Annotated in this window: 37 protein-coding genes and 1 tRNA gene; 34 read left to right on the top strand and 4 right to left on the bottom strand. The window is 38.0% G+C overall.

Features of this window, described 5'->3' with window-relative positions:
• The first annotated feature begins 15 nt into the window (after positions 1-15).
• From IW510_RS09850 to IW510_RS21455, 3 genes are all read left to right on the top strand, one after another.
• On the top strand, positions 16-291 hold the full coding sequence (locus tag IW510_RS09850; protein ID WP_202059112.1) for a hypothetical protein: 276 nt from the start codon (positions 16-18) through the stop codon (positions 289-291).
• A 111-nt stretch (positions 292-402) separates the two neighbouring features.
• The gene (locus tag IW510_RS09845; protein ID WP_202059110.1) at positions 403-573 is read left to right on the top strand and encodes a hypothetical protein; all 171 of its coding nucleotides are present in this window, start codon (positions 403-405) and stop codon (positions 571-573) included.
• 105 nt (positions 574-678) lie between these two features.
• The gene (locus IW510_RS21455; RefSeq protein WP_269092469.1) at positions 679-807 is read left to right on the top strand and encodes a hypothetical protein; all 129 of its coding nucleotides are present in this window, start codon (positions 679-681) and stop codon (positions 805-807) included.
• Here IW510_RS21455 and IW510_RS09840 read toward each other — a convergent pair.
• Positions 796-1,122: a hypothetical protein gene (locus IW510_RS09840; RefSeq protein ID WP_202059108.1), complete on the bottom strand. Its 327-nt coding sequence runs from the start codon at positions 1,120-1,122 to the stop codon at positions 796-798. The genes IW510_RS21455 and IW510_RS09840 overlap by 12 nt on opposite strands.
• Positions 1,123-1,373: 251 nt before the next feature.
• On the opposite strand from IW510_RS09840, the gene IW510_RS09835 reads away from it, so the two are divergent.
• From IW510_RS09835 to IW510_RS09755, 17 genes are all read left to right on the top strand, one after another.
• The gene (locus IW510_RS09835; RefSeq protein WP_202059106.1) at positions 1,374-1,577 is read left to right on the top strand and encodes a hypothetical protein; all 204 of its coding nucleotides are present in this window, start codon (positions 1,374-1,376) and stop codon (positions 1,575-1,577) included.
• Positions 1,578-1,774: 197 nt separating this feature from the next.
• Positions 1,775-2,044, top strand: coding sequence for a hypothetical protein (locus IW510_RS09830; RefSeq protein ID WP_202059104.1), 270 nt, complete (start codon positions 1,775-1,777; stop codon positions 2,042-2,044).
• Entirely contained in the window at positions 2,019-2,369 is a 351-nt protein-coding gene (locus tag IW510_RS09825; protein ID WP_202059102.1) for a hypothetical protein, read from the top strand. The genes IW510_RS09830 and IW510_RS09825 overlap by 26 nt, the downstream gene beginning before the upstream one ends.
• 14 nt (positions 2,370-2,383) lie before the next feature.
• Complete coding sequence (locus tag IW510_RS09820; protein WP_202059100.1) at positions 2,384-3,178, top strand: PD-(D/E)XK nuclease-like domain-containing protein; 795 nt, start codon at positions 2,384-2,386, stop codon at positions 3,176-3,178.
• A 4-nt stretch (positions 3,179-3,182) separates the two neighbouring features.
• On the top strand, positions 3,183-3,890 hold the full coding sequence (locus IW510_RS09815; protein WP_202059098.1) for an AAA family ATPase: 708 nt from the start codon (positions 3,183-3,185) through the stop codon (positions 3,888-3,890).
• A 3-nt stretch (positions 3,891-3,893) separates the two neighbouring features.
• On the top strand, positions 3,894-4,400 hold the full coding sequence (locus IW510_RS09810) for a DUF669 domain-containing protein (protein ID WP_202059096.1): 507 nt from the start codon (positions 3,894-3,896) through the stop codon (positions 4,398-4,400).
• 564 nt (positions 4,401-4,964) lie between these two features.
• On the top strand, positions 4,965-6,785 hold the full coding sequence (locus IW510_RS09805; RefSeq protein ID WP_202059094.1) for a hypothetical protein: 1,821 nt from the start codon (positions 4,965-4,967) through the stop codon (positions 6,783-6,785).
• Positions 6,782-8,245 carry an ATP-dependent DNA helicase gene (locus IW510_RS09800; RefSeq protein WP_202059092.1) on the top strand — a complete coding sequence of 488 codons (1,464 nt, stop codon included), beginning with the start codon at positions 6,782-6,784 and terminating at the stop codon, positions 8,243-8,245. The genes IW510_RS09805 and IW510_RS09800 overlap by 4 nt, the downstream gene beginning before the upstream one ends.
• Complete coding sequence (locus IW510_RS09795) at positions 8,242-8,706, top strand: crossover junction endodeoxyribonuclease RuvC (protein WP_202059090.1); 465 nt, start codon at positions 8,242-8,244, stop codon at positions 8,704-8,706. Before IW510_RS09800 ends, IW510_RS09795 begins: the two co-directional genes overlap by 4 nt.
• Positions 8,707-8,804: 98 nt before the next feature.
• Positions 8,805-8,951, top strand: coding sequence for a hypothetical protein (locus IW510_RS09790; RefSeq protein WP_202059084.1), 147 nt, complete (start codon positions 8,805-8,807; stop codon positions 8,949-8,951).
• Between the two features lie 14 nt (positions 8,952-8,965).
• The gene (locus tag IW510_RS09785) at positions 8,966-9,139 is read left to right on the top strand and encodes a hypothetical protein (RefSeq protein WP_202059082.1); all 174 of its coding nucleotides are present in this window, start codon (positions 8,966-8,968) and stop codon (positions 9,137-9,139) included.
• A 6-nt stretch (positions 9,140-9,145) separates the two neighbouring features.
• Positions 9,146-9,445, top strand: coding sequence for a hypothetical protein (locus IW510_RS09780; RefSeq protein ID WP_202059080.1), 300 nt, complete (start codon positions 9,146-9,148; stop codon positions 9,443-9,445).
• Positions 9,442-9,711 carry a hypothetical protein gene (locus IW510_RS09775; RefSeq protein ID WP_202059078.1) on the top strand — a complete coding sequence of 90 codons (270 nt, stop codon included), beginning with the start codon at positions 9,442-9,444 and terminating at the stop codon, positions 9,709-9,711. Before IW510_RS09780 ends, IW510_RS09775 begins: the two co-directional genes overlap by 4 nt.
• A complete protein-coding gene (locus tag IW510_RS09770) occupies positions 9,708-10,532 on the top strand; it encodes a DUF1642 domain-containing protein (RefSeq protein ID WP_202059076.1) in 825 nt (274 codons plus the stop codon). Before IW510_RS09775 ends, IW510_RS09770 begins: the two co-directional genes overlap by 4 nt.
• Positions 10,529-11,101 carry a hypothetical protein gene (locus IW510_RS09765; protein ID WP_202059074.1) on the top strand — a complete coding sequence of 191 codons (573 nt, stop codon included), beginning with the start codon at positions 10,529-10,531 and terminating at the stop codon, positions 11,099-11,101. The genes IW510_RS09770 and IW510_RS09765 overlap by 4 nt, the downstream gene beginning before the upstream one ends.
• Positions 11,102-11,303: 202 nt before the next feature.
• Positions 11,304-11,975: a DNA-methyltransferase gene (locus IW510_RS09760; protein WP_236674694.1), complete on the top strand. Its 672-nt coding sequence runs from the start codon at positions 11,304-11,306 to the stop codon at positions 11,973-11,975.
• Positions 11,976-12,008: 33 nt separating this feature from the next.
• Positions 12,009-12,314 (top strand): hypothetical protein, encoded by a 306-nt coding sequence (locus IW510_RS09755; protein WP_202059072.1) that lies wholly within the window; start codon positions 12,009-12,011, stop codon positions 12,312-12,314.
• A gap of 85 nt (positions 12,315-12,399) precedes the next feature.
• On the opposite strand, the gene IW510_RS09750 is transcribed toward IW510_RS09755, so the two are convergent.
• Positions 12,400-12,588: a hypothetical protein gene (locus tag IW510_RS09750; RefSeq protein ID WP_202059070.1), complete on the bottom strand. Its 189-nt coding sequence runs from the start codon at positions 12,586-12,588 to the stop codon at positions 12,400-12,402.
• 230 nt (positions 12,589-12,818) lie between these two features.
• Between IW510_RS09750 and IW510_RS09745 the strand changes: the two genes are divergently transcribed.
• From IW510_RS09745 to IW510_RS09730, 4 genes are all read left to right on the top strand, one after another.
• Positions 12,819-13,238: a transcriptional regulator gene (locus tag IW510_RS09745; RefSeq protein WP_202059068.1), complete on the top strand. Its 420-nt coding sequence runs from the start codon at positions 12,819-12,821 to the stop codon at positions 13,236-13,238.
• 286 nt (positions 13,239-13,524) lie between these two features.
• Entirely contained in the window at positions 13,525-13,680 is a 156-nt protein-coding gene (locus tag IW510_RS21450) for a Thoeris anti-defense Tad2 family protein (RefSeq protein WP_330932648.1), read from the top strand.
• A gap of 113 nt (positions 13,681-13,793) precedes the next feature.
• Positions 13,794-13,864: transfer RNA gene (locus IW510_RS09735), tRNA-Tyr, on the top strand.
• Between the two features lie 316 nt (positions 13,865-14,180).
• On the top strand, positions 14,181-14,465 hold the full coding sequence (locus IW510_RS09730; protein WP_202059064.1) for a hypothetical protein: 285 nt from the start codon (positions 14,181-14,183) through the stop codon (positions 14,463-14,465).
• Between the two features lie 332 nt (positions 14,466-14,797).
• Here the strand turns inward: IW510_RS09730 and IW510_RS09725 are convergent, their stop codons facing one another.
• Positions 14,798-15,184 (bottom strand): type II toxin-antitoxin system HicB family antitoxin, encoded by a 387-nt coding sequence (locus IW510_RS09725; RefSeq protein WP_202059062.1) that lies wholly within the window; start codon positions 15,182-15,184, stop codon positions 14,798-14,800.
• 52 nt (positions 15,185-15,236) lie between these two features.
• Entirely contained in the window at positions 15,237-15,419 is a 183-nt protein-coding gene (locus tag IW510_RS09720; RefSeq protein ID WP_202059060.1) for a type II toxin-antitoxin system HicA family toxin, read from the bottom strand.
• A 103-nt stretch (positions 15,420-15,522) separates the two neighbouring features.
• On the opposite strand from IW510_RS09720, the gene IW510_RS09715 reads away from it, so the two are divergent.
• The 10 genes from IW510_RS09715 to IW510_RS09670 all read left to right on the top strand — a co-directional run bounded on the left by IW510_RS09715 (position 15,523) and on the right by IW510_RS09670 (position 23,318).
• Positions 15,523-15,972: a terminase small subunit gene (locus IW510_RS09715; RefSeq protein WP_202059058.1), complete on the top strand. Its 450-nt coding sequence runs from the start codon at positions 15,523-15,525 to the stop codon at positions 15,970-15,972.
• Complete coding sequence (locus IW510_RS09710) at positions 15,965-17,266, top strand: PBSX family phage terminase large subunit (RefSeq protein ID WP_202059056.1); 1,302 nt, start codon at positions 15,965-15,967, stop codon at positions 17,264-17,266. Before IW510_RS09715 ends, IW510_RS09710 begins: the two co-directional genes overlap by 8 nt.
• A gap of 8 nt (positions 17,267-17,274) precedes the next feature.
• Positions 17,275-18,894 (top strand): phage portal protein, encoded by a 1,620-nt coding sequence (locus tag IW510_RS09705; RefSeq protein WP_202059054.1) that lies wholly within the window; start codon positions 17,275-17,277, stop codon positions 18,892-18,894.
• 4 nt (positions 18,895-18,898) lie between these two features.
• Positions 18,899-20,338 (top strand): minor capsid protein, encoded by a 1,440-nt coding sequence (locus tag IW510_RS21560; RefSeq protein WP_202059052.1) that lies wholly within the window; start codon positions 18,899-18,901, stop codon positions 20,336-20,338.
• 1 nt (position 20,339) lies between these two features.
• Entirely contained in the window at positions 20,340-20,570 is a 231-nt protein-coding gene (locus IW510_RS09695; protein ID WP_202059050.1) for a hypothetical protein, read from the top strand.
• Positions 20,530-20,982 (top strand): HD domain-containing protein, encoded by a 453-nt coding sequence (locus IW510_RS09690; protein WP_202059049.1) that lies wholly within the window; start codon positions 20,530-20,532, stop codon positions 20,980-20,982. The genes IW510_RS09695 and IW510_RS09690 overlap by 41 nt, the downstream gene beginning before the upstream one ends.
• Before the next feature lie 118 nt (positions 20,983-21,100).
• Positions 21,101-21,733 carry a DUF4355 domain-containing protein gene (locus IW510_RS09685; RefSeq protein WP_202059046.1) on the top strand — a complete coding sequence of 211 codons (633 nt, stop codon included), beginning with the start codon at positions 21,101-21,103 and terminating at the stop codon, positions 21,731-21,733.
• An 11-nt stretch (positions 21,734-21,744) separates the two neighbouring features.
• Positions 21,745-22,089: a hypothetical protein gene (locus IW510_RS09680; RefSeq protein WP_202059044.1), complete on the top strand. Its 345-nt coding sequence runs from the start codon at positions 21,745-21,747 to the stop codon at positions 22,087-22,089.
• 18 nt (positions 22,090-22,107) lie between these two features.
• Positions 22,108-23,118 (top strand): major capsid protein, encoded by a 1,011-nt coding sequence (locus tag IW510_RS09675; RefSeq protein WP_202059042.1) that lies wholly within the window; start codon positions 22,108-22,110, stop codon positions 23,116-23,118.
• A gap of 8 nt (positions 23,119-23,126) precedes the next feature.
• Entirely contained in the window at positions 23,127-23,318 is a 192-nt protein-coding gene (locus IW510_RS09670; RefSeq protein ID WP_202059040.1) for a hypothetical protein, read from the top strand.
• Positions 23,319-23,345 lie beyond the last annotated feature (27 nt).

Raw genomic sequence — 23,345 nt, 5'->3', positions numbered from 1 at the left:
AAAGGAGTAAAAAGAATGTCTCAGATGACTGTATGTAAAGTGGTAGAGCTAAATCAAGTTTGGATGGCGAAGGATGAGGCTCAAATATTTTTTGGATATCGATTGCACAAATCGCTGTTTCAAAAGCTATTGAAAGAATTTAAGAATCATCCAGATTACAAAGAAGGGTACAGATTGCCCACATATAATATGCCAATAATAGAGGCCGAACTTTTTGATAGATTTTTGAAATGGCGAGAAGAGAATAAGTTTAAACGAAATAAGTCAGAAGTCATTGAAAAATGGCAATAGCGAAAGGGGAAACAGCGTGAACCTAGACGCATTCGAAAAATATTTATACACGCTAGAGGTATTAGCAGTGTTGGCATTGGTTGTTTATCACATATTTTAAGGAGGGATTTCATGAAACGAGTAAAAGACTTCTTTAGTCTATTGAAAATATTTGCAACGCTTGCTGTGATGGCGGCACTTGGCTATTACAACATTGCTTATGCATTGATGTTAATTGCCGGTATGGCGGTGGGCGTATTTGCAACTCTTGGGTTATTAAAAGCGGGGTTTTTAGACGTATGAGTAAATCAGAATTACTTATGAAAGGTTTAGCAGAAGCTAACCGATGGTACAAGCTCAATGAACCACTTATTAGAGCAAGACAAAATATTGAGAGGGTGAAGAGAAATGAAAAAAGAAGTAGCAACCAAACAATCTGCCACTTCTAAAAGTAAATTTTATTCAATTGTCATTCCAGTGGTTGTATCGATTATCACAACAATTATTGCTAGTTACTTATTAGATTTATTTAAATAGATAATCACGGACAAGCACTGTAATGACAGAAACAATAATAGGGATTATAAAACTTTTTAGAACAGTTGATAGAATCGATGATCTGTACTTTTCTAGAAATAATTTTCCTTCAGTAGTTATTCGGTATTCTCCGTCACTAACACCACTTTTAAGAAAATTTTCAGATACCAAATTATTTATTATAGTTTCTACTGTGTTTTCACCCATATTTAATTTTGCTGCTACGTAACTTGGAGATCTTCCGAGAGAAGATTGTGGTTTTGTTAAATACTTTAATACTCTTACTTCTGATTTTGAAATATCAGTGACTAACATATTTAATACCTCGCTTTCAGAACTATTATACACGAGGTTAGAAATAAACTAAATATAGAAAGGATGTGAATGCATGGATACTAAACAACAATTTAACCGCTATTTACAAGGTAGTAATGTATTTAGATGTCCAGATTGTGATGTCAAAGTAAGGTTAAATGATCGGGATTTATGGAAGGCAGAGTCTTATGGCGGACCTTATTGCACAAAGTGTGGGAAAGGCATTAAGAAATTCAAGGAGGATAAGAAACATGAATGAAACCATAGTTGTCGCTACAACAAAACTATTTCAGTTGAGAGATGATATGGAAACTGTCGGGATGTACGATAGACCGTTAACCAACCAAGAAATGAAGTTTGTCAAAATTATGAATGAAATGGAACAAGCACTAAAAAAGCCAGACTCGTCTGCCAACGGGTCCAGCCATGAGGTAACACAATACGAATTCTTGTAAAGATTATACCACGGAAGAAAGTGATTGTCATAAGTAATTCAACTACTATTGATCATTTAAATTGGATTATTACTGAGCTAGAAGAGCTTGGAGAGAGTTTTGTCTATGTGGAACATGAGTTTTTCGATGAAAATATTGTGTTTGATATAGACAAGGCAACAAAAATGAGAGATGAGTTTTTAAAGGAGGCATAAACAATGTCCAAACTCTATTGGAGTGAAACCATCCCCGACCGTTTAATCATGCACGAAAACGATGACCGACCAGGTTCATCATTAATCATGGATTTGTACAAAGACAATACTGTATCTATTTATCAAGACTCAGACATTCAAATTGTCCGTGACAAGTTTGAAGTGATGCAGGAAAGCGTTGAGTTTGATGTCGATGAATACATCCATCTATTAGAAATGCAACTAACTATGTTAAAGGAGTGGAAGCATGAACAACAAAAAGCGTGTGGCTGATTTGATCCAGCAATATCCAGATGCACCCAATGAAGTGATATCCACAACTCTTAAAATCAACGAAAACTCAGTGAAGTCGTACATCAGCCAATTAAAAACGGGCGGATTTATCGAAGTCAAAAAAATAGACGGGAAAAGAGTCATTACAACATTGGAAGAGTATACAGCGAGCAAATCCTCTGCTACTGCAGAAAAATTGGAGCTAAAGCAAGAAGTCTATACAAAGCTTCTAGAAGTTTATATAGATGACTTTGATTTGACTGATGATATAGACAAGCATTTGAAACTAGGGAACTCCATCATGAGGATTCTCGATAACTTATAGGAAGGAGAAGGCGAATGGATGCAACTGAGCAAAACTATTATTCGAATGAGCTGGATTGGCAATATATGTCAGTATCTCAATTTAAGAAATTCGATAAGTGCGAAGCCAAAGCTGCAGCAGAACTAAATGGTACGTTTCGAGAAGATAACACAGAAGCATTTCTTGTTGGTAATTATGTTCACAGTGCCTTTGAAAGCAATGCAGCACATGAAGATTTCCTGACTAGGCATCAAGAAGAGATGCTGACAAAAAAAGGGACGTTGCGGGCGCCGTTTATCTTAGCAGAAAAAATGGTAGAACGAATTAATGAGGATGATTTCTTTCATGAATTGTACCAAGGAGAAAAGGAAATAATCATCACGGGTGAATTATTCGGAGCAGTGTGGAAGGGAAAAATTGATTGTTTGAACATAGACCAAGGTTATTTCGTTGATTTAAAAACGACACGAGAAATCGAACGAAAGCTATGGTCCACTCGTGATAATAATTGGGGATCGTTTGTAGAAGAGTATGGCTATGTTTTACAGATGGCAATTTATAGAGAACTTCTGCAACAAAAATATGGTAAAGAGTTCACTCCGTACATTTTTGCAGTATCAAAGCAAAATCCACCAAATATCGAGGCCATTAATTTTGATCAAGAGATTTTTGCTAGGGAACTTGAGTATGTAGAAGAAAAGCTACCCAGATTTTTAAGAGTCAAAAACGGAGAAGCAGAGCCTTCAGCATGTGGAACTTGTGAATATTGTCGAGCCAATAAAAAAATCATTGGTTTTAAGAATGTTCTGGACTTGATTGAACGGAGGTAAATCAATGGAAATAATCAAAGCAAAAGACATTAAGAGATTCGACAATTGGATGATCCTTGTCTATTCGGAACCAGGCAAAGGTAAAACATCAATGGTTAAATCACTCACTGGAAGAACACTTGTTTTTTCAACAGATGGCATGTACCACGTACTGGAAACTTTAGAGCACGTAGACATCATTGTGATGAATTCTAAGAAGCCTCAAGCCGAATTAGAGACATTCTATCACTACTTATTAAAACACGTTAGCGAATACGAGAACATCGTTATAGACAACTTATCAACATTCCAAAAGTTTTGGCTGAATGAAAAATCAAAGTCCACAACTTCTGGCATGCCGGAAATCAAAGACTACGCCATTGTTGATAGAGTGATGCTTGATTTTATCGCAAGCTTAAAAGATTTACGCAAAAATGTATTGATATTTGCACATGAGAAGAAAGTAGAAGTTACAAGAGAGTCCGGAGGGGTTTATACACAATTCCAACCCGACATTCGAAACATTGATGCCATCATGGGGATTATTCCTATTGTTGGTAGGTTAATCATTTTAAAGAATCAAGAAACACAGGTAGAAGAACGAACCATCGTGTTACAGCCAACACAGGCCACACGAGCAAAAGACCAATTAATCGGTAATCTGCAAACCATCAAACAGATGGAATTGCTTCCAATATTACAAAAAACAAATACAAACGAAGAGGAGAAATAAATCATGGGATTATTAGAAACATTGAGCCAAATTAAAAAAGAAGGATTTGATCCAAAAACTGACAAGGTAGCGAAAAGTACAAAACTAGAGGCTGGAACTTATCCGGTACGCTTAAAATCAGCAGAAGCAAACGTTAGTAAAAGTGGACAGACACAGCTTGCTATTACGTTAGAAGTTGTATCAGGTGAAGATAAAAACCGTTTGGAAGTCATTTACATGTCATTTGATGATGCATTACCTGAGTTTGTCAAAGAAAAAAATGGGCGAACACTACTGAAACTCGGAACGATGGCAGGCGTAGGGTTTACTAATGGGGATTTAGTAGATGAATATGCGACAACAACTGCTCTTGAAAAAGTAATCGGCAGCCAGTTCTTGATGAACTTAACCGTTTCACCAAATAAAAAAAATCCAGACTTCCCTTATCGCAATTACGATTTCGGTCCGTTGGATGATAGTAGTGATGGATCGGATGCAATCGACATTCCAGATGAAGATTTACCATTCTAAAAAAATGAATTCACAAGTCTAAAACGCTGATATGTATGGCTTGAATTGGTTTTTAATCAAATTGTGTTCACAAGCTGAATTCACAAGCTGTAAGTATTGGTATTTAAGTATTCTTTGTTTAAAACAATAGCGTTATTTCACAATGGAATCAAAAATGCGAAAAAAAGTTACAAAAAAAGTTACAAACGATTTTTTCACAAAGTGCCAAAAAGTGGGTTTAGCCTTAGAACCGCAAGGGATTGAGAGAAGTTACAAAAAAAGTTACAAGGTGGTTACACAGCACAAGAAATAACCTTAAATGAGAAAATTTTAATCTAAAAAAGGAAAATATTTGTATTTGTACCCACCACATAACTTTTTTTGTAACCACGAAATCCCTTGTCGCTCTAAGTGTCTAGCGATTTGGTTACAAAGTTACAGCTAGTAAATAGATAAAACATTTATTAATGGTAAATAGAAAGGATATCCCTTTTTTGTAACTTTCACAAAGTCACGAAAGGAATATCCCGAAAAAAATCATCTTTAATTTCTCTCAGTATATCACGAAAGGAGCGGGCAAGCAAGTTGGGCGAAATCATTTTCGACAAATCAAAAAAGAACCTCAAGAAAATATACAACCGAATTCATTCAACAAGTTTAACACAGTATACAAAAATGGATGAAGTGCTTTTTCTAGCAATCGGCGGCTATAACAGAACCTTTGAATTACTTCTTGAGTTAGGACTGGACAGGAGCCAGATAGCAACCTTTTCAAATTTGAATCTAACTCAAAACTTTATAAACGAAACGCACGAAAAGAAAGTCGTGTATCTAAAAAAAATTAATTATTTGACCAGCGTAGCGAAAGGGTCTACTTACTCGAAAAAATCGCTTGATTTGAATGTAGCGGATGAGTTCGAAGAAAGCATGATGATTTATCGGAATGCAGAACGTACATTAGTTATCAATCGAACACGAGTGAATTGGATTAAACCATCTATAGTGATTCTCGATGACCAATCATTGAACCTTCAGTACGATGGACACCGTTTCTTATATCAAAATGAAATCGGCTTTGTTCAGGTTAGGAACAGGAATGTGAATCCCAAAGTGATTATAGATGAGCTGGCTGATGTGGAAGAAGCTGAAAAAATGATGTTTGCTCTCTATCAGAAAAATATCTTTGACGAAGCTGAAATCCTCAATGCGCTTGACCGATTAAGAATCAATACTTTTCGTAAACACGAGGGGAATTGGTTTATGAAACCAACAGAGTTCAAAAAGACAGTAGGCTCACAAGAACTTGCTGCAACTCTAAAAGAATTGCCTGAACTAAATATTACGCAATTCAATTCGAATAAAAAGATTGGAAAAGAAAATGCACGATGGGTGGTCATTCCTGACTTTGCTTTTGATTTTAGAGGATTCGAACACAAGGACGAAATGGATGTGTTTGAAGAACAGCTAAAGGAAGAAGAACAACAAGAAGAAGCTGTGGCTATGCAACAAGAGCAGCTCCTGCAGTCCATTATGACCATCGAGATTCCTCTCAACATACGAACCGGTTTCGTTGGAAGCGAAGTACAGCATAGTCCGTCAGAGACTCTACAATCATTCCTTGCTGATGTGGACAGTATTGAATCTGAAAAAGTAAATGGTATTGAGTTGCTGTCTGGGGCAACAACTGAAGAAGAATATAAGCACATCAAAAAATACCGTTTGGCCTATTTCATTGATGGAATATTCAAGGATAACGAACGATCCGATGACACATACGAAGGTGGACGACGTTTGATATCAATTGATGTTGATGATGCGGACTACACCAGAGAAGAAATCGAAAAGAAATTGGAAGGACAAGGCTTGTTCGGCTTAGTCTATCCAACAGCAAAATATTATTATAACCAATCGAACCGTTGGCGAATCATCTTGATGGCAGATGAAGAGATGAATAAAGAAGAGTACAGGGCAGTTGTAACAGGAGTTGCCACTATGCTCGAATTGGAAATTGATGAAGCTAGCAAGAAAGTAGCTCAGCTCATGGGCTATCCATTGGCGTTCTCAGACGTTTCAACAGTTATTGGCACAATGGTCAGCGTGGCTCAGTTTAGACCCTCAGAACGCAAAACAGGTGGCAATGTGGTTGACTTTTCTCATAGCTCTAAATCGCTGCTAGATTTTAACCACGCACAAGCAAAATTGTTAAAACAAGTATTGGAGCATGGCATTGCTGAAGGCAGTCGAAATGAAACTTATCGACAAGTATACCTGTATTTAACAGACACACTCAACAATCCAGAAATGGCACGATGGCATGATGAAGCAGCTGACCTTATTGAACAGACTAAAGCACAAGCAATCCTTGACGGGTTGCCAGAAAAAGAAGTGGAAGTGATTTACCGATGAAAAGAGAGTATTCGAAAGCATTGGTCAAAAATATTGAAGGTACTTACACCTATGCTTTCGCTAAGAATACGAAAAATTATCAAGGAAGGCTGGACCATTACGACCCTGTTGATTTCTTTGAATCCCTTTTAGAGAGAGAGAACCCATTTATGGTGTTCATGGAGCTTGATCGCTACGCCTTCAAAAATGCAAAAAATGCAATCATTCGCTATGACATTCACTATACCGAGGAACAAGAACGACAAGCCAGAGTATTTGTGGATGTCACCGACAAGATGAAAAGTAATCGAAGCGATGTTGTGGCTCTAGCCATTGACAATTTGGAAGGCACAAGTGTTGTGCTCTACGAAGAGCCATATTACTTAACCACAAGAGACACACTGTATGTTTCCAAAGAAATTAATAGCCTACCAAGAAACAAGCTAACATTCAACCAAATTTATGAGCGTGACCTCAATGTGAGCAAAGAACAGCGTATCGCATTAGAAACTTGTTTGAAGCATCAAGTCTCTTGCATGGTTGGTGGAGCAGGGACCGGAAAAAGCTTTGTCACAGCCGAAATTATCAACCAATTAGAAAAAAACGGAAAGCATGTCGTGGTACTAGCGCCGACACACAAAGCACGTGAAGCCTTACAATCAAAAATCAAAGGCAGCAAAGTGGTGGTAAAAACGATTCACAGTTTTGTTTACAATCCATCCAATTGCGATGCAATTGTTATTGATGAGAGCGGGATGTTGTCTACGCCAATGTTTGCCAAGTTAATGCGCATTTACGACGATCAACAACTCATTTTCGTCGGCGACAAGAACCAACTGGAACCGATTGAATATGGGCGACCATTTGAACGAATCCAACAAATTTTCAATACAACCGAACTGAAAGAAAACCATCGGTCAGAATCTGCTGACATTATTGCACTTGGTAGAGAAATTCTAGGCATTCCCCAAAATTCAAATATGTCACTGCCAAATATTGAGGTTGTAAGCAATTCTGATGAGGCCTTTCAAAGAGGGGCAGAAGTTGCTTTATCCTTCACTAACCATAATGTCAAAGTAATAAACGAGCAGCAGCGGGTAAAAGATGGCCGAGCCACTGTATCACCGAATTTCAGCATTGATGACGTAATTGTTGCGAAAACGAATGAAAAAGACCGTTTCTACAATGGACAAATATTCAAAATCATTTCGCCATACAGTGCACAGAAAAAGGATAGCGATATTGTCATTACATTCAAGAGTCGTGAAGACCTAGAAAAAAACTTTGACTTGGCCTACGGCTTGACGATTCATAAATCACAAGGCAGCGAATGGGATGTAGTGGCGTACCAGCCAAGCGAAAATGATTATCAAAACTTGGCCTATGTGGCAGTAACAAGAGCCCGAAAAAAACTTATTATCATCGGCGATGCAATAAAAACGCAGTACAAACCAAATAGAGAATGGAGCCACATCGAATGAATTTAATTGCTTTTGACCAGTCAACAACGGCAACAGGTTGGTGTGTGATGGAAATGGATAACTCTAAAATTATCGCCTATGGAGTTATCCGGCCATTAGGCCCAACAAACGAAAGGATACGCGAAACAATAAAAAAATGTATGACCTTGTGCAAAAAGTTTGAAGCAGCATTTGTCTATATCGAGGGAATTCAAGTACAGCGCAATCCTGTTGTGTACGAAGTGTTGGCCAAATTAAAAGGAACCCTGGAAATATGTTTGGAAGAAAAAGGCTATTTCGTGAATGTTGTTAAAGCCTCCGAATGGCGGAAACGTGTTGGCATCAAAAATAAAAAGCGTGACCTTGTTAAGCAGGAAGCCATTGAAATGGTGAAGGACCTCTACAAATTGGAACCATCAGAAGATGAGTGTGAGGCAATCCTATTTGCGAGAGCCTTCTCAGCACTGGAGGTCATAACATGAAACATTTTAAAACAATCTATGGTGAATCCATCATCGGCGAAATTGTTAGCGAATACCAAAATACTGTAATTGTGAGAACTCCACAAGGAGGACATCACATGGTCCATAGACGGAATATAAACAAGAACTTTAAGCGTAACAAATCGCTTGCACAGCATAAAACAACAAATGCACACTTTGACTTGGAAAAAACACAGGCAAGAGGGCCATTGCGGAATGATATGCGGCATTGGTCGTTTAAATAGAGGAGGACGAATAAATGAACATATTATTAAGCATTATCTCTCTAATAGGGAATGTAATCGGCTTGGTTTTATCTGCTTTAGTAATGGCATCAGCATTATTCGGCGGAAAGTGGCAAGTAGGTACTTTCTTCACTTGGGAGCCATATCCATTGCTACGCAAAAGCAAAAGACGATACAGGGGAGAGTGAAGTGGAATGAAAGAACGAATCAGAAATGCTGAACATCTGCGGTCTATCTACACAGCTGATAAGCCTAAAAACAACTGCGGTGATGTCGTTGATGGAAAACTAGTCAGAGCTTATGCGTGTACGTCGAATCCGTTAATATTCGCTGATAAAGAAGGCAGGAAGATTGTAACAAATGAATGGTTTGTGAATCATAACAATGAGCTGATATACGATATCAAGAAAAATAAGTGGGTAAATATGGATATGTACAGTGATGGTAAATCTACTGTGACGGACAATATTTACTATTTGGAGGTAGCGGAATGAATCCAATGAAAATATTCCACGTTATGCGTGAAGAAATTGCAGAATTAGAGCGGCTGAATAAGCGAATCGATGAACTAGAGCGGCATCTTGACGATGATGATATACGTCCGATTTCAGTTGCAAGATTTGAAGTAACAGATAAAGAACTAAGAAATAGTTTACGAGAAACGATTGACAAAGTATACAACGAAGCAGTTGATGAAAAACGTGAGTTCGTTAAGTCTGCTGCTAATCGGATGCAAGAATTTTTGGAGGATGAGAAATGAGTATGGTAGAGGAAAAGATAAAGAAAATACTAGATGTAAAAAAAGATGTAAATTCAGGGCCGTGGAAGGATGCTTATAAAACTGGTTTTGCAGAAGCATCATATCAGGCTATAAATCATCTCGAAGAAATTCAAGCCGAGCAGGAAGAGCTGCAGAAGAAAGCTGATGCTTATGAGCAGTTGCGAAAACTGAGCAATCAGGGAACTCCTACATCCAGAGCAGCAGAAGACATGAAGAAATTCGGAAAAGCATTCGGGAATGCTATGGACCGAAATAAACGTATGAATGCTGTAGCAAGACTTTTAGAAGAATTTCTAGAGTCTGATTGGGATTTTTACGATGAATCTGAAACAGAACAAGGAGCAATGGAATATGCACAAAAAATCATCGAGCTATTCGATGAACAGAACAAGCCTGTTGTATTACCGAAATGGATTGTTGAGGAATACTTTGAAGACAATCCGTCTGGATGGGTAAGTACAGTGGTTTCCAGAGTCATGAATGATGGGAGAATCAACGAGGACAGCAAAATCATTGCTAATAGTGCACGAGAGTTAGAGAAAATATTATGTGTTGCATTTGTCACTGGCAACTACACAGTTCAGCAGGAGCAGCTTTATTATGTCGAATTGCCGCTTGATAAAACTGTTAATGGATTTGGGCGACTAGCTATAGATTGTAAGAGCGGACAACAACAAATAGTTCATACTAAGGTTTGCCTTATGCCTAATCAAAAAACAATTTTCACTGAATCAGAAATCAAAGCAATCGACGAGCGTTACTGGCCGTTTGCGGTGAAAGTGGAGGAGGACCAGCGATGACAGAACAGAAAATCAATGTAGAGAAATTAAGAGAAACTGCAAGGGATCTAAGGAATATCAAAAACGGTATTGGGACGACCAGTAACAAAGTGAAAATGGCTGCGTTCATCACTTTAAAACATCTGAATGAAGTGATTGGACGTTTAGAACTTTTAGAAGATAATCAGCAGACTTTCAAGGTCGGGGAGTATTACAAAAAGGATTCGTCTTTCGGTTACATCTACAAAGTAATTGAAAATAGTATGACAGAAATGCAGTCAGTTAAATTCTATGATTCTGCTGCAGGTACATTTAAGGAATTTACTTTACACGAAAAGGCAATTGCTCATGATCCTGATGCTACCACAGAAGAAATAGCACTATTCAAACGTGCAGAGCATTTTCATTCGAAAGGTAGAAAGCTGAATGAGTTTAGAGCGGGTGACCTAGTTATTGCGGACGATGATTACGAAATAGTGGAGACTGTGGAAAGCAATGCCATTTTTACGAAAAAGCACGGTATGGCACTCGGACATCCTTTTCTCTTCATGACAGCCGAAGAACAGGAAGCAACGGAGGTTAAGGGATGAATCTATGGGAATATTTAGAACGGAATCCTTGGCTTGTGCTTGTTGTATTAATCATTATTTATGAAGTATTGAAGAAGCTAGGATTTATTTAAACTAATCGAGAGGAGCGGAGTAGCCGGCCGGCGTTAAAGATATCTTTACTCCTTTTGTGAATAATATGATTGAACTAAATAAAATATACAATGAGGACTGCTTGGAAGGTATGAAGCGTATACCAGACGCAAGTATTGATTTAATAATTACTGATCCGCCCTATCAAATAGATAATGTAAAAGCTGGCGGCAACTCTAAACTGGCGAAAAGCATTCAAAAAATGAATGATCAAATTGAAGAAAATAATCTTACTCAAGGCTTTGACAAAGGGATTTTAAGCGAAATGTTGAGAGTTCTGAAAACACCTAATTTGTACATATGGTGTAATCACAAACAGATTCCTATGTATCTTGATTTTTTTGTGAAAGAGCATGGGTGTTCTTTTGACATTATTATCTGGAAAAAGACAAATGCAGCGCCCCTTTTTAATAACAAGTATTTAACAGATAAAGAATACTGTCTGTACTTTAGGAAAAACGGATATTGTAATCCAGAAAATTATGATAGAGCTAAAACAGTATATGTTCAGCCGATGAATGTGAAAGACAAACATCAATTTGGGCATCCGACAATAAAACCATTGAATATAATAACTAATCTACTGCTTAATTCTTCAAAAAAAAATGACACAATCCTTGATCCTTTTATGGGATCAGGTACAACGGCTGTCGCGGCGATTAATAACGAAAGAAATTTTTTAGGTTTCGAAAATAACGAAGAATATTTTGAACAATCAATCGATAGAATTAAGAACAATGTCACTCAAATGACTTTACTATAAAACTGCGTATATTACATTGAGGAGGTCGGGAGAATGAACCTGTTTAAACGAAGAAGAATAGAATATGTCGAAGTGGACACTTACAAATACGACAAGTACGAAATTCCAATTTTAGGCGGAACTGTCAAATTTACAGTTAAATCATGCCGCTTATGGGAATGGGGATTCAACATAACTATTGTTGCGTATTTGGATACCACAGATAGCCAAACTAGAAATGCTTGGACGGACATTCTTGTTGATAACAAGTTTAAGCAAAGTCGCAACAAACGTTATTTTGAGTTATCACAAGGGATTCCTTTGCTAGATGATTTATTTAAAAGGTTAAGTGAAACGTAATGAGCTATAACATATCCGTTGCCGTGCTGATTATACTGATAGTTGCGATGTTTGTGTATGTGGCTTATAGGGAGAAGAAAGCGGATTAAGAAATATCAGAAAACTCCATAATGATCTGATTATCATAAAAAAATAAAGATTGCTGTCCGGAGATGGGAGGAAAAAGTATGCCTGAAAAAGAACATTTAGAGACTTGGCTCATTATTACAACCCAAATATTATCATCGAAATCTATTTTCACTAAGACAATCTGTCCTGCTTTAAATGAGTTCATAAGTATTCCTCCATAAGATGGATTTTATATGGGTATTATATCACTATTTAAATATTTCTGATATTTATTTGATAAATATATCATTTTGCAGAAGGGGCGATTTGGTTGATGGATATTTTAATTGCATGTGGAACGATGATTGCCGTAAGCATTGCTATAGCAATATCTCTTATGATTGTAGGATCAGCTATTAAAGTGCTGTTTAAAAAGTAAGAAAGGAGACTGACGATTTGAGAAAATCAACGTTTAACTATATCAAGGATATTCTAGCGGATTACCCGGAGACAGACGAACATATTAGAAAACGTGAAGAAGAACTACGCTATCCATATCGTGAGTCTGATATTAATAGAGACATCAAAGGAACGAAAGCGAGCTATGACAGTCAAGACAATCTAATGATTACGATTGAGCAAGATAAGAGGCTGGCAGCATTGGAAAGAAATAAGAGAGTTATAGATAATGTCCTCCAAGGTGCAGGAGAAGATACAATGACAATCATTTTTGAGTTGTATATGAAAAAGTACCCACGTTACACCATGCAAGGGTTAATCGATAACAACATGGTGTATTGTAGCCGAGCAACGGCGTTTACATTGAGAAATGAGTTTTTCAAAGAAATTGCTTTAGATTTGGGATTAGATATTTAGACGATTGTTAGACTTTCGACCCTAATTTTCTTGATAAAATGGTAGTATCAAAAAGTTTAAACATCACGGGAGAACACACAACAGGAAAAGCTTTGTAGATGTTTAGCTTATATATCGCTCGCAGATTGAAAACTATTAAAAGGATGTGGAAAACTCCTCGGTGAGTTAATCTATCCCGATTTGTGAGCGATTTTGTCCTATCTACCATGCGTAGAATAGGAATCAAGGATCTTATGAAGTTTCCTTGCTTAGTTTACTAACAGAACCTCGCACACCTCTCAGCGATGTGTCCCAAGCGAGGACGAAAGAAAGAGGTAATCACTATGAATTTTGGACTGTGACAGATGCTTTAGCAATAAAAACTACGAGCAATCAAATTCAAGTGGGGTGGCTAGCATCGCAATCAGATATGCTGGCAGAAGATTGGGAAACACTAAGCTAGAAAGAGCTGCTGTGCGGCTAACCTGTTGTAGTGAGAATTATACTTACTCTTGAAGGGAGTTCTTATGATTAAGCTGTGACAGTGAAACAGTGGGACGTAAGCGCCCATCATTAAGACAGCTGGCAGAGTGGAATGCGCCTGATGGTAAATCGGGAGTATGCAGGTTCGATTCCTGCGCTGTCTTTTAGCAATCGAGGCAAGATGGGCACGGTTTGAGGAGTGCACGGCGGAGGATGTTGGAATGTGACCGACTAGGTAGATTGCTAGTACATAAAGAAAGAGACTCGGGTTAATATCCAAGTCTCTTTTTGTCCTAGTGACTCTTGTTTTTGTGATTAGCTAGTGTTTTACCGGCACTAGACTTTTTCGCAGCAGACTTGCTTGTTGAAAGAGTTTTTGCTGCTTGTTTCACTTTAGGGCTAGGACTACATTTTTTACTACCTGCCATATGTTCCACCTCGCTTTCACTATAATTATATCATCATGGAGGAAATAAAATCATGGAACTAAAGAATGAAATAAAAGTCGGTGGTGTGGTATATGCATTGACTGAAAAGCCCTTTATTGAGATAGATGGAAGTAGAGATTTTATAGGCAATTGTGACTATCAGAAAGCTGAAATAGCTGTCTTAAGTGATATCAGTGACGAAAGAAAAGACCAGACAGTAATCCACGAATTAACCCATGCTATATTTTACGAGGCTGGGTACGAGGAGCAAGATGAGGACATGATCAACAGGGTAGGGAAAGTGCTTCATCAAGTTTTGATAGATAATTTCGATTAGAGCGCTTAGGCGTTCTTTTTATTTTGGAGGAAGATAAATCATAAAACGATAAAGTTATATTCAAAACGCTTTCATTCGGTGGTATAATAATCAAAAAAAGGATTTGAAGCGTATGGAAATTAAATGTAATTGCGGGCACAAGTTTAACGGGTTTACTCTTTTTGATGTGCAGAAAAACAGAAACAGTATTCCGCACGATATCGATGTCATATCTAGCAAACGTATTGAGGATAAGTGGATATTCAAATGCCCGAAGTGCAAAGAGAAGAATAAAGTCAAGACCTCCTAACCGGGGTCTTTTTTAGTACAGAAAGAAGAAGCCTAGTATAAAACTAGACTCCTAACTTTCTTTTTAACGCTTCTGTTAATGTTGACGAGAAATTAATCTTTTCTTCTTCAGCTAACCGATTTAGATATTTAGGAATGGTTAAAGTTTTTTTGATGAGCTGGTTATTGAACTTCTCACGATAAACTTCAAGGTTAACTTCTACAGGAATCAATAAATCTCCTTCAGGGACTTTGACAGACTCAGGTTGAGAAGGTGTAGGTAAAGTTTCGCCATCATCCTCAGCGTTGATTAACCACCCAGCTAGCAAGTCCTTAGACATATACAAGGCTTCGTGCATATCGCTACCACTTGTAAATGCGCCATCTAAATCAGGAAAGGAAACATTAATACCGTCTTCAGCAATATTGAAAATAGCGTAGTAAATAAACATAGGGTTCACCTCTTAATTTTTAGGAGATAGATAGATTCTAAGGAGAAGCGGATTATTTCAAACCCGCTTGCCTCAAAATGCTGTTTGCTGTTCCGATTGGTAAATCCTTTTTCGGATGTGGAACAGTGACTTTTCCTTTTTTCGAAGGATGTCTGTAATGATGGTGGCTACCCTTTACATTTTTAAGTTGCCAACCATCAGCTTCAATGATTTTGATAACTTCCTTAGAGTTCATATCTATCTCCTTTCTATATATATATTATAACACGTATTCGAATACGTGTCGAGGGGGAATCGTATAAAAACACGTATTAATTTAAGAAAGAAGGTGATGGAAAATGAGTTTAAATCCAAGACAAAGAACATTTGCTGATGAGTACATCATCACAGGGAATGCAACTCAATCAGCAATAAAGGCTGGGTATAGCACAAAATACACAAATACAAATGCAAATAAACTACTACAAAATACTGCAATCAAAGCTTATATTGAACAAAAGACTAGAGAATTGCAGATAGAGAAGCACTTGAGCATGGAAGAGGCTTTGTCTATTACTGCTTCAATAGCAAAGGGGGAACCGCAGCGGTTTGAAGTGGTTAAGAGGGACCCGGAAACAAATGAAGTATTAGAACACGAAATCAGTGAGTATTCAGCCGGTTTCAAGGAGCGTAATCAGGCGTTAGAGCATTTCTATAAAATTAATGCTGCTTTTGTTGATAAGCAACAGATAGAAGTAGCTGAAGTTCCAACATTTATTGATGATATAAGCGGTGTAGCTGATGGCTAAAAAGTTATCTGAATTATTGCCGAAAAAATTTCATCCTGTTTGGTTAGTGACGCTAAACAGCGATATCTTAAATATAGTTTGTAAAGGTGGTCGGGGTTCCGGCAAATCTTCTGATATAGCGCATATCATTACTCAGCTATTAATGAGATACGCCGTTAATGCTGTTGGTATCCGTTATGTAGATAATACGCTTGAACAATCGGTTTATGAACAAATGAAATGGGCAATTGATCAGCAGGGAGTGACCCATCTATTCAAGTTTAATAAATCTCCACTTAGAATAACTTATGTTCCTCGAGGAAACTATATGATATTCAGAGGAGCGCAAAACCCAGAGCGAATCAAGTCATTAAAAGACAGCAAATTTCCATTTGCAATCGGCTGGATTGAGGAACTAGCAGAATTTAAAACAGAAGACGAAGTGACGACTATCACTAACTCCTTATTACGTGGAGAGTTAGATGATGGTCTTTTTTATAAGTTCTTTTACAGTTACAACCCACCAAAAAGAAAACAATCGTGGGTAAATAAAAAGTATGAGACGAGCTTTCAACCAGATAACACGTTTGTACATCATTCGACATACAAAGATAATCCCTATATCTCGAAAGAGTTCTTAAGTGAGGTAGAAGCAGCAAGAGAAAGAAATCCTCGGCGAGCTGAATGGGAATATGACGGTAAAGCAATCGGCTCCGGCGTAGTGCCGTTTGATAATTTACAAGTAAAAGCAGGCTCCATCCCAGATGAGATGATGGCAAACTTCGATAATATAAGAAATGCTGTCGATTTCGGATATGCAACGGACCCACTAGCATTTGTTCGCTGGCATTATGACAAGAAAAAGAATGGCATATACGCAATTGATGAGATATATGGCGTTAAGATTAGCAACCGTGAGTTAGCCAAAAAATTACATGATAAAGGCTATCAAAACGATGAGATATTTGCCGATAGCGCAGAACCGAAAAGCATTGCTGAATTAAGAATTGAGCATAGTGCTAAAAAGATAATTGGTGTGAAAAAAGGTCCTGACAGCGTTGAGTACGGAGAAGAATGGTTAGATGATTTGGACTTTATCTGCATTGATCCGTTGAGAACACCTAATATTGCTCGTGAATTCGAAAATATAGATTATCAGACGGATAGGGATGGAAATCCTAAGCCGCGACTAGAAGACAAAGATAATCACACGATTGATGCGACAAGATACGCGTTTAGTCAAGATATGAAACAAAAGCAGGAGCCAGTAAACGTAAGAAAAACTATAGAAACATTCAAAAAATTAGGATTGTAGGTGAGTAAATGGACGGACAGATTGATTTGTTAGGTAAGAAGCGCTTTGATAAAGAAGCAAATATGGTGTATAGGGTGCCAGTTGACAGATTGCCGAAACGTTCAATGTTAGATAAAACAACTGAGAAAGTAGAAAAAGTAATCGATTTCGAACATGAAGACGTTTGGAAAATGATTGTGAATTTTATTAGACATCATCAAGAGAAACAGGTTCCGCGGCTGAAACAGCTAAATAGATATATGCTAGCTGATAACAATATCAAATATAGACCGCAAAAGCCTGATGGACGTTCTGATAATCGGATTGCTAGTGATTTTGCGAATTTCATCGTTTCATTCAAACTGGGAGTATTGTTAGGAAATCCTCTAAAATACAGTGGTGAAGAATCTATGGTTGATAGAATCAACGAATTTTCGAGTCAGTCGAACGAGGACTATCACAATCAGCTTATGGGGCGTGATATGTTTGCATTCGGCAGAGCTTACGAATGGATAGGGCGCGATGAATTTGGGAAAGAGACTTTGGCTAAATTCGATGTGCAACAAACATTTGTCATTTATGACAACACAAAAGATAAAAGTTCATTGTGTGCTGTGCATTATTATGAGGAAGAGTTTTTGGATGAACGCTGGACAAGGATAGAACTGTACACAAACAGCGGCTTTAATTATTACTTGATTGCTGAAAATGATGACTTAGACAATGCGACTTTTGAAGAGAACGGCATTGTAGAGAGTTATTTTGACACGGTACAAGTTAATGAGTGGATAAATAACGAAGAAAGATTAAGTGATTTCGAAAGAGTTCTTGACTCTATAGATGCCTACGATTTATCACGTTCGGAAATGGCGAACTTCCAGCAAGATACATCTGAAGCTTATCTGGTAATCAAAGGGAATCCTGATACTGCGGTCGATGATTCAGGAGATAACAGCCAACTCGAAGTATTTAACGCTATGATGAAAGCTAGAATGCTTGTGCTAGGCGATAAAAAGGTATATGAAGATGGAAAGCTCGGAGACACACCGGATGCTTATTATCTAAAAAAAGAGTATGACGTAAACGGTATGGAGGCAAACGATAGTAGAACAGTGGCTGATATTTTACGTTTTACTGCATTGATTGACTTTACAGACGAAAACATCGGGTCCAATCAGTCAGGCATAGGATTCAGATTCAAAGGTTGGGGCTCTGATAATGATCGTAAGAATAAAGAACGTATGGTAAAAAAAGCAATCATGCGACGTCTGAGGTTGCTCACTCACTCATGGAGTTTGAAAGACAATTTAGACTCAAAAGGCTTGGTTGACAAAATCAAGTCTGTTTCTATTTCTAACAACAACGAGCAAGAGCAACTATATGACAAAGTGAATGCTATCCAAATTAAATTTACACCGAACGTGCCGCAATCAGACGAAGAAATCATGAAAGTAATCGCAGGTATGGTTGGTATCGTATCAGACCAAACGTTGTGTGAAATGGCTGAAAGGTTAACGGGTGTTCCGTTCGATGAAGAATTGAAGCGGATAAAAAAAGAGTTTAACGACAAGGTTGCTAGCATTCAGTTTGATCAAGAGAAAGAAGTGGAAGAAGACTCATCCGAAACCGCTCCTATTGAACAGGAGTGATTGAATGACTTATTGGCGCGACAGAGAACAGAAACACATCAAGCAACAGATTTTTTCTGATAAAGAGATTTCCAAAGAGATTGAGAAACGCCTTCAAAGTGCTTTAGATTCGATTCAGAAAGAGATTGAAGCGAACTGGTCTAATTATGCATCAGGTGAAGGAATTAGCATCACAGAAGCAAAGAAACGTGCTTCAAAGATGGATGTAGAGTCTTTCGCTCGCAAGGCAAAGGAATATGTCAAAAACAAAGACTTTTCAAAAGAAGCAAACTATCAACTTAAGATATACAATCTGACAATGCGGACATCGAGGCTCGAACTGTTGAAGTCTCAAATAGGTTTTGAGCTGGTTTCTACTACCGATGACCTTCAAAAGTATTTATCAGATATCCTTTCGAATGAAGCTATAGCAGAATATAAGCGACAAGCGGGCATCTTGGGGCAGACGATAAGTAATGACTACCAGAAGAAAATCGAGTCAATTGTCAAAGGCTCGCATCAAACAGCAACCTTTAGTGAGAATATATGGAGATACCAAGCAGAGTTAAAAGCAGAACTTGATAAATTGTTGATACGAGCGATTGTGCAAGGGAAAAACCCTCGTGAATCTGCTCTCTTTTTGCGTGATTTATTCGATGTTACGAAGTATCAGGCAGAAAGACTCATGAGGACGGAATCGGCAAGAATACAAACAGAGATTCAAAAAATGAGTTATGAAGAATTTGGATATGAAGATTATGAGTTCATTGCTGAACCGTCTGCTTGTTCCATCTGCAAGCCTTTGGACGGAAAAATATTCAAAACAAAGAAGATGCAGCCGGGAGAAAATGCTCCAACTATGCACCCAAATTGCAGATGTTCAACAGCTGCTTACTATGATAGAGGAACAGCGGAAGCCGAAAGAAAGGCGCAAGACTTGCTTTCTAAAGCCCAAAAAGCTGAGCCAACAATAACGAAGGATTTGAAAGAACTTGCTGGCAACGTTGGAACAACTCTTGATGGGTTAGATTTTAGATTGAAGACGTTGAACTCACTAACTCGTAAAGTAAAAGGTGAGCCCGATGGTAATATGCGGGATGTTGTTAGGTACACATCCATTTCTAAAGCTGATAATATGGCAAAAGATTTCAATGAGTTCGTTGTCGCTTTGAAGAATAAGGGGTATAATGTAAGTGCAGTTAAAAATTACTGGAACAACACTTCTAATCCTTATAATGGGATAAACTGCAACTTCTTTACTCCACAGGGCTATGAATTCGAATTACAATTCCACACGCCTGACAGTTTTACTCTAAAAAATGGTAAGCTACATGAACTTTATGAGAAATATCGTGTCATTGATCCAATGTCAGATGAAGCATTAAATCTAAGCAAAGAAATGCAGCAGCTGTCAGAGTCTCTTCAAAGACCACAAGGCATAAGTAATATAAAGGATGTGAAGTAGTATGAAGAATACTTTCTATCGACTGCTTGACTCTGATTATTTTGGTACAATCATTAAGGTTTCAGGAAAGAACGTTTTTAGGTTTGATTTAGAATTGAATGACTGGAAAGAAACAGGCTTAATGATTCTATTTTATTCAGATGAATCAGATAAATATGAACTATATGAGGAAATATCAGAGGAACAAGCAAATGATTTCATCAAGGAGGCAAAGCGTGACAAAACTCTATAATCTGGCTTTAGAGATTGCAAAGGAAGCTCATAAAGACCAAAAAGACAAAGCAGGTGTTGATTATATTCAGCATCCTATTTTCGTAGCCTCGTTAGTTGATAGCGAGGAAGAAAAAGCGGCAGCTCTTCTTCATGATGTCATTGAAGACTCGGATTTTACTTTATCCGATTTACTTGAGCGAGGCGTACCTGGCGAAGTATTGCAGGCAGTGTCCATCTTAACTAAATCTAAACAGCTTTCCTATCAACAGTATCTTGAAAGAGTGAAAAGCAATGAGCTTGCAAGGAAAGTGAAACTGGCCGACCTCAGACACAATAGTGATATAAGTAGAATACAGAACCCAAGCGAAATAGATTTCGAACGAATCAAGAAATACAATGCAGCAATTGAATATCTAAACAATGAGTCCTAGAAATAGGGCTTTTTATTATGCCCTCTACTGCTCAGGGCGTTATAAATTGAGCTGTTTCGAGTGATTCGCGTAACTAATCAAATTTATCGGGTAGCGGCGTAACCGCGGAGGATTAACCATGAAAAGACAGTTATTTATACCTATTAATTTACAATATTTCTCTGCTGATATTGGTTCTGAAGGTCAAGATGCGACGCCGGCAGAAAATCAAGACCAAACATCGCCAAGCGATCAGGAAAATAGTGAAGTAGGTAAAAAATATTCTCGTGATGATGTGGCAAAGATGGTTTCGGCAGAAACTAAGAAAGCCGTAGCCGCTGCTGAAGAGAAGTGGAAGACTGAAAAGATTGAAGCTGACAAACTAGCTGAAATGAATGATAAGGACAAAGCAGATTATGAACGCCAAAAACTCGAGGACAAAATCGCCGAGTATGAGCGCAAAGAAAATCTTGCGAAGATGTCTGAGCAAGCGAGTGAAATGCTTGTTGATAAGGGAGTTACAGCCACTAAAGAGGTACTCAGCCTCGTTGTATCGGAGGATGCTGAAACAACTTCAAACAATGTCAAGACGTATTTGACGGCCATTGAGGCTGAAAGAGAGGCCATCCGAGCTGATTACGAAAAAAGATTAGGCGGAAAGGTTCCTTTAGATGGTAACGGAACTCCTACCTTGTCTCGTGGCGCACAAATGGCACAAGCTGCTAACAATCAAATCAAAAAGCCTGAGAATGATCCTTGGGCAACCAATTAGGAGGAAGAAATATGGTTTATGTACAAAAAACAGAAACATACACAGAAATTAACTTTTTAAAATCTCAAAACTTTTTGTCATTTACAAAGCAAGTAGACGACACACATGCAGGAGTAGTGAATGGCATTCTACCAGCAGGTTCAGTTTTTCCAGCCAATGATGCTACTGCAGAAGGAATTACAATCAATGATGTCGATGTGTCAAAAGGACCACAACCAGTTGGTGTAATTATTGAAGGGCACATCTTAATCGAACGATTGCCAGTTAAGCCAGCAGATGCTGCGCAGACAGCAATGAGAGAAGTTAAGTTTTATGATGCAAACGGAAAAATGCTAGCGCTGCCTAGCGGATCTTAATTTTAGGAGGAAAAATGAATGGCTAATATTGCAGAATTATTTTCACAAAAAAATGTATTAGATTATGTAAATAATCGACAAGCGCCAGCTTTACTTGGGGAGACATTATTCCCGGCAAGAAAGGTTCAAGGATTAGAATTCGATATTTTGAAAGCAGGTACTCGTATCCCAACAATCGCAAGTGTACATGCTTTTGATACTGAGGCAGAAATTGCTTCTCGTGTAGCTTCTCGTAGCGCACAAGAATTGGCGTTTATCAAACGAAAAATTCAGTTGAAAGAAAAAGACTTGATTGCATTGCGAAACCCTCGGACTGCCGAAGAACAACGTTTCTTGGAGCAAGAGGTTTACAATGATGTTTACACAATGGTTTCATCTGTTAACGCTCGTGTTGAAAAAATGCGTATGGAAGTATTGGCAAACGGTACTGTAACGCTAGATGAAAATGGACTGGATGATTTGGTTGTTGATTACGGTGTGCCGGCAGACCACAAAGCGACGGCTGATTTCTCATCAGCAAGTACAGACATAATCGGATTGCTAACAGATTGGGCGTCTAAACTAGATACAATGCCGACAAGAATTTTGACATCCGCAAAAGTTCGAAATGCCATCTTACAGAATGCTGGCATTAAAGGATATTTCAAAGACGCAGGACTACTACCGACCGCAGGAACATTGAATCAAGTGTTGCAGCAATTTGGATTACCACCGATTGCGACATATGATGCGAAATATTATAAAGAAAATGCGCAAGGGAAACTTGTTAAGGAGCGTTATTTCCCAGAAAATAAATTGGTTATGTTTGGTTCTGAAAATCCTGGTGAATCAATCTTTGGTGTTACTCCGGAAGAATCTCGTTTGGTATCTGGAGGTTCTAATGATTACAAAGTAGGAAATGTCATTGCTATGGTTTATGAATCTAATCTTGACCCAGTTGGCACTTGGACGAAAGCTGCTGGTACAGCATTACCTTCATTCCCGGAAGCAGATAACGTATTCCAAGCGACCGTATTACCAGAGGGGTAGTGAGGTAAATGGCAAAATATAAAGTCTTAAAATCATTTATGGATATTCACACAAAGAAAACTTATCAGGTTGGGCAAGAAGTGGAACTTGAAAAAAATCGCTTTGAAGAAGTCGAGAAGAACCTTGAAGCGTTCGGAGGTAATTATTTGGAAGCTGTTGAAATAAAACCAAAGAAAAAAGTTAGTAAAAGCAAAGGTTAGTCATTGACTAGCCTTTTTGTTTTTTTT

It is taken from the genome of Enterococcus sp. BWR-S5, from assembly GCF_016745255.1.
In the GTDB taxonomy this organism is placed as follows: domain Bacteria; phylum Bacillota; class Bacilli; order Lactobacillales; family Enterococcaceae; genus Enterococcus_L.
The sequence above is the reverse complement of the archived record's forward strand: the minus strand, read 5'-3'. Positions and strand labels throughout refer to the sequence as shown.

Excerpts from the sequence above, each read along its gene's own strand:
- IW510_RS09850 (WP_202059112.1), top strand. The coding sequence starts at position 16 with ATGTCTCAGATGACTGTATGTAAAGTGGTAGAGCTAAATCAAGTTTGG.
- IW510_RS09845 (WP_202059110.1), top strand. The coding sequence starts at position 403 with ATGAAACGAGTAAAAGACTTCTTTAGTCTATTGAAAATATTTGCAACG.
- IW510_RS21455 (WP_269092469.1), top strand. The coding sequence starts at position 679 with ATGAAAAAAGAAGTAGCAACCAAACAATCTGCCACTTCTAAAAGTAAA.
- IW510_RS09840 (WP_202059108.1), bottom strand. The coding sequence starts at position 1,122 with ATGTTAGTCACTGATATTTCAAAATCAGAAGTAAGAGTATTAAAGTAT.
- IW510_RS09835 (WP_202059106.1), top strand. The coding sequence starts at position 1,374 with ATGAATGAAACCATAGTTGTCGCTACAACAAAACTATTTCAGTTGAGA.
- IW510_RS09830 (WP_202059104.1), top strand. The coding sequence starts at position 1,775 with ATGTCCAAACTCTATTGGAGTGAAACCATCCCCGACCGTTTAATCATG.
- IW510_RS09825 (WP_202059102.1), top strand. The coding sequence starts at position 2,019 with ATGAACAACAAAAAGCGTGTGGCTGATTTGATCCAGCAATATCCAGAT.
- IW510_RS09820 (WP_202059100.1), top strand. The coding sequence starts at position 2,384 with ATGGATGCAACTGAGCAAAACTATTATTCGAATGAGCTGGATTGGCAA.
- IW510_RS09815 (WP_202059098.1), top strand. The coding sequence starts at position 3,183 with ATGGAAATAATCAAAGCAAAAGACATTAAGAGATTCGACAATTGGATG.
- IW510_RS09810 (WP_202059096.1), top strand. The coding sequence starts at position 3,894 with ATGGGATTATTAGAAACATTGAGCCAAATTAAAAAAGAAGGATTTGAT.
- IW510_RS09800 (WP_202059092.1), top strand. The coding sequence starts at position 6,782 with ATGAAAAGAGAGTATTCGAAAGCATTGGTCAAAAATATTGAAGGTACT.
- IW510_RS09795 (WP_202059090.1), top strand. The coding sequence starts at position 8,242 with ATGAATTTAATTGCTTTTGACCAGTCAACAACGGCAACAGGTTGGTGT.
- IW510_RS09790 (WP_202059084.1), top strand. The coding sequence starts at position 8,805 with ATGGTCCATAGACGGAATATAAACAAGAACTTTAAGCGTAACAAATCG.
- IW510_RS09785 (WP_202059082.1), top strand. The coding sequence starts at position 8,966 with ATGAACATATTATTAAGCATTATCTCTCTAATAGGGAATGTAATCGGC.
- IW510_RS09780 (WP_202059080.1), top strand. The coding sequence starts at position 9,146 with ATGAAAGAACGAATCAGAAATGCTGAACATCTGCGGTCTATCTACACA.
- IW510_RS09775 (WP_202059078.1), top strand. The coding sequence starts at position 9,442 with ATGAATCCAATGAAAATATTCCACGTTATGCGTGAAGAAATTGCAGAA.
- IW510_RS09770 (WP_202059076.1), top strand. The coding sequence starts at position 9,708 with ATGAGTATGGTAGAGGAAAAGATAAAGAAAATACTAGATGTAAAAAAA.
- IW510_RS09765 (WP_202059074.1), top strand. The coding sequence starts at position 10,529 with ATGACAGAACAGAAAATCAATGTAGAGAAATTAAGAGAAACTGCAAGG.
- IW510_RS09760 (WP_236674694.1), top strand. The coding sequence starts at position 11,304 with ATGAAGCGTATACCAGACGCAAGTATTGATTTAATAATTACTGATCCG.
- IW510_RS09755 (WP_202059072.1), top strand. The coding sequence starts at position 12,009 with ATGAACCTGTTTAAACGAAGAAGAATAGAATATGTCGAAGTGGACACT.
- IW510_RS09750 (WP_202059070.1), bottom strand. The coding sequence starts at position 12,588 with ATGAACTCATTTAAAGCAGGACAGATTGTCTTAGTGAAAATAGATTTC.
- IW510_RS09730 (WP_202059064.1), top strand. The coding sequence starts at position 14,181 with ATGGAACTAAAGAATGAAATAAAAGTCGGTGGTGTGGTATATGCATTG.
- IW510_RS09725 (WP_202059062.1), bottom strand. The coding sequence starts at position 15,184 with ATGTTTATTTACTACGCTATTTTCAATATTGCTGAAGACGGTATTAAT.
- IW510_RS09720 (WP_202059060.1), bottom strand. The coding sequence starts at position 15,419 with ATGAACTCTAAGGAAGTTATCAAAATCATTGAAGCTGATGGTTGGCAA.
- IW510_RS09715 (WP_202059058.1), top strand. The coding sequence starts at position 15,523 with ATGAGTTTAAATCCAAGACAAAGAACATTTGCTGATGAGTACATCATC.
- IW510_RS09710 (WP_202059056.1), top strand. The coding sequence starts at position 15,965 with ATGGCTAAAAAGTTATCTGAATTATTGCCGAAAAAATTTCATCCTGTT.
- IW510_RS09705 (WP_202059054.1), top strand. The coding sequence starts at position 17,275 with ATGGACGGACAGATTGATTTGTTAGGTAAGAAGCGCTTTGATAAAGAA.
- IW510_RS21560 (WP_202059052.1), top strand. The coding sequence starts at position 18,899 with ATGACTTATTGGCGCGACAGAGAACAGAAACACATCAAGCAACAGATT.
- IW510_RS09695 (WP_202059050.1), top strand. The coding sequence starts at position 20,340 with ATGAAGAATACTTTCTATCGACTGCTTGACTCTGATTATTTTGGTACA.
- IW510_RS09690 (WP_202059049.1), top strand. The coding sequence starts at position 20,530 with ATGATTTCATCAAGGAGGCAAAGCGTGACAAAACTCTATAATCTGGCT.
- IW510_RS09685 (WP_202059046.1), top strand. The coding sequence starts at position 21,101 with ATGAAAAGACAGTTATTTATACCTATTAATTTACAATATTTCTCTGCT.
- IW510_RS09680 (WP_202059044.1), top strand. The coding sequence starts at position 21,745 with ATGGTTTATGTACAAAAAACAGAAACATACACAGAAATTAACTTTTTA.
- IW510_RS09675 (WP_202059042.1), top strand. The coding sequence starts at position 22,108 with ATGGCTAATATTGCAGAATTATTTTCACAAAAAAATGTATTAGATTAT.
- IW510_RS09670 (WP_202059040.1), top strand. The coding sequence starts at position 23,127 with ATGGCAAAATATAAAGTCTTAAAATCATTTATGGATATTCACACAAAG.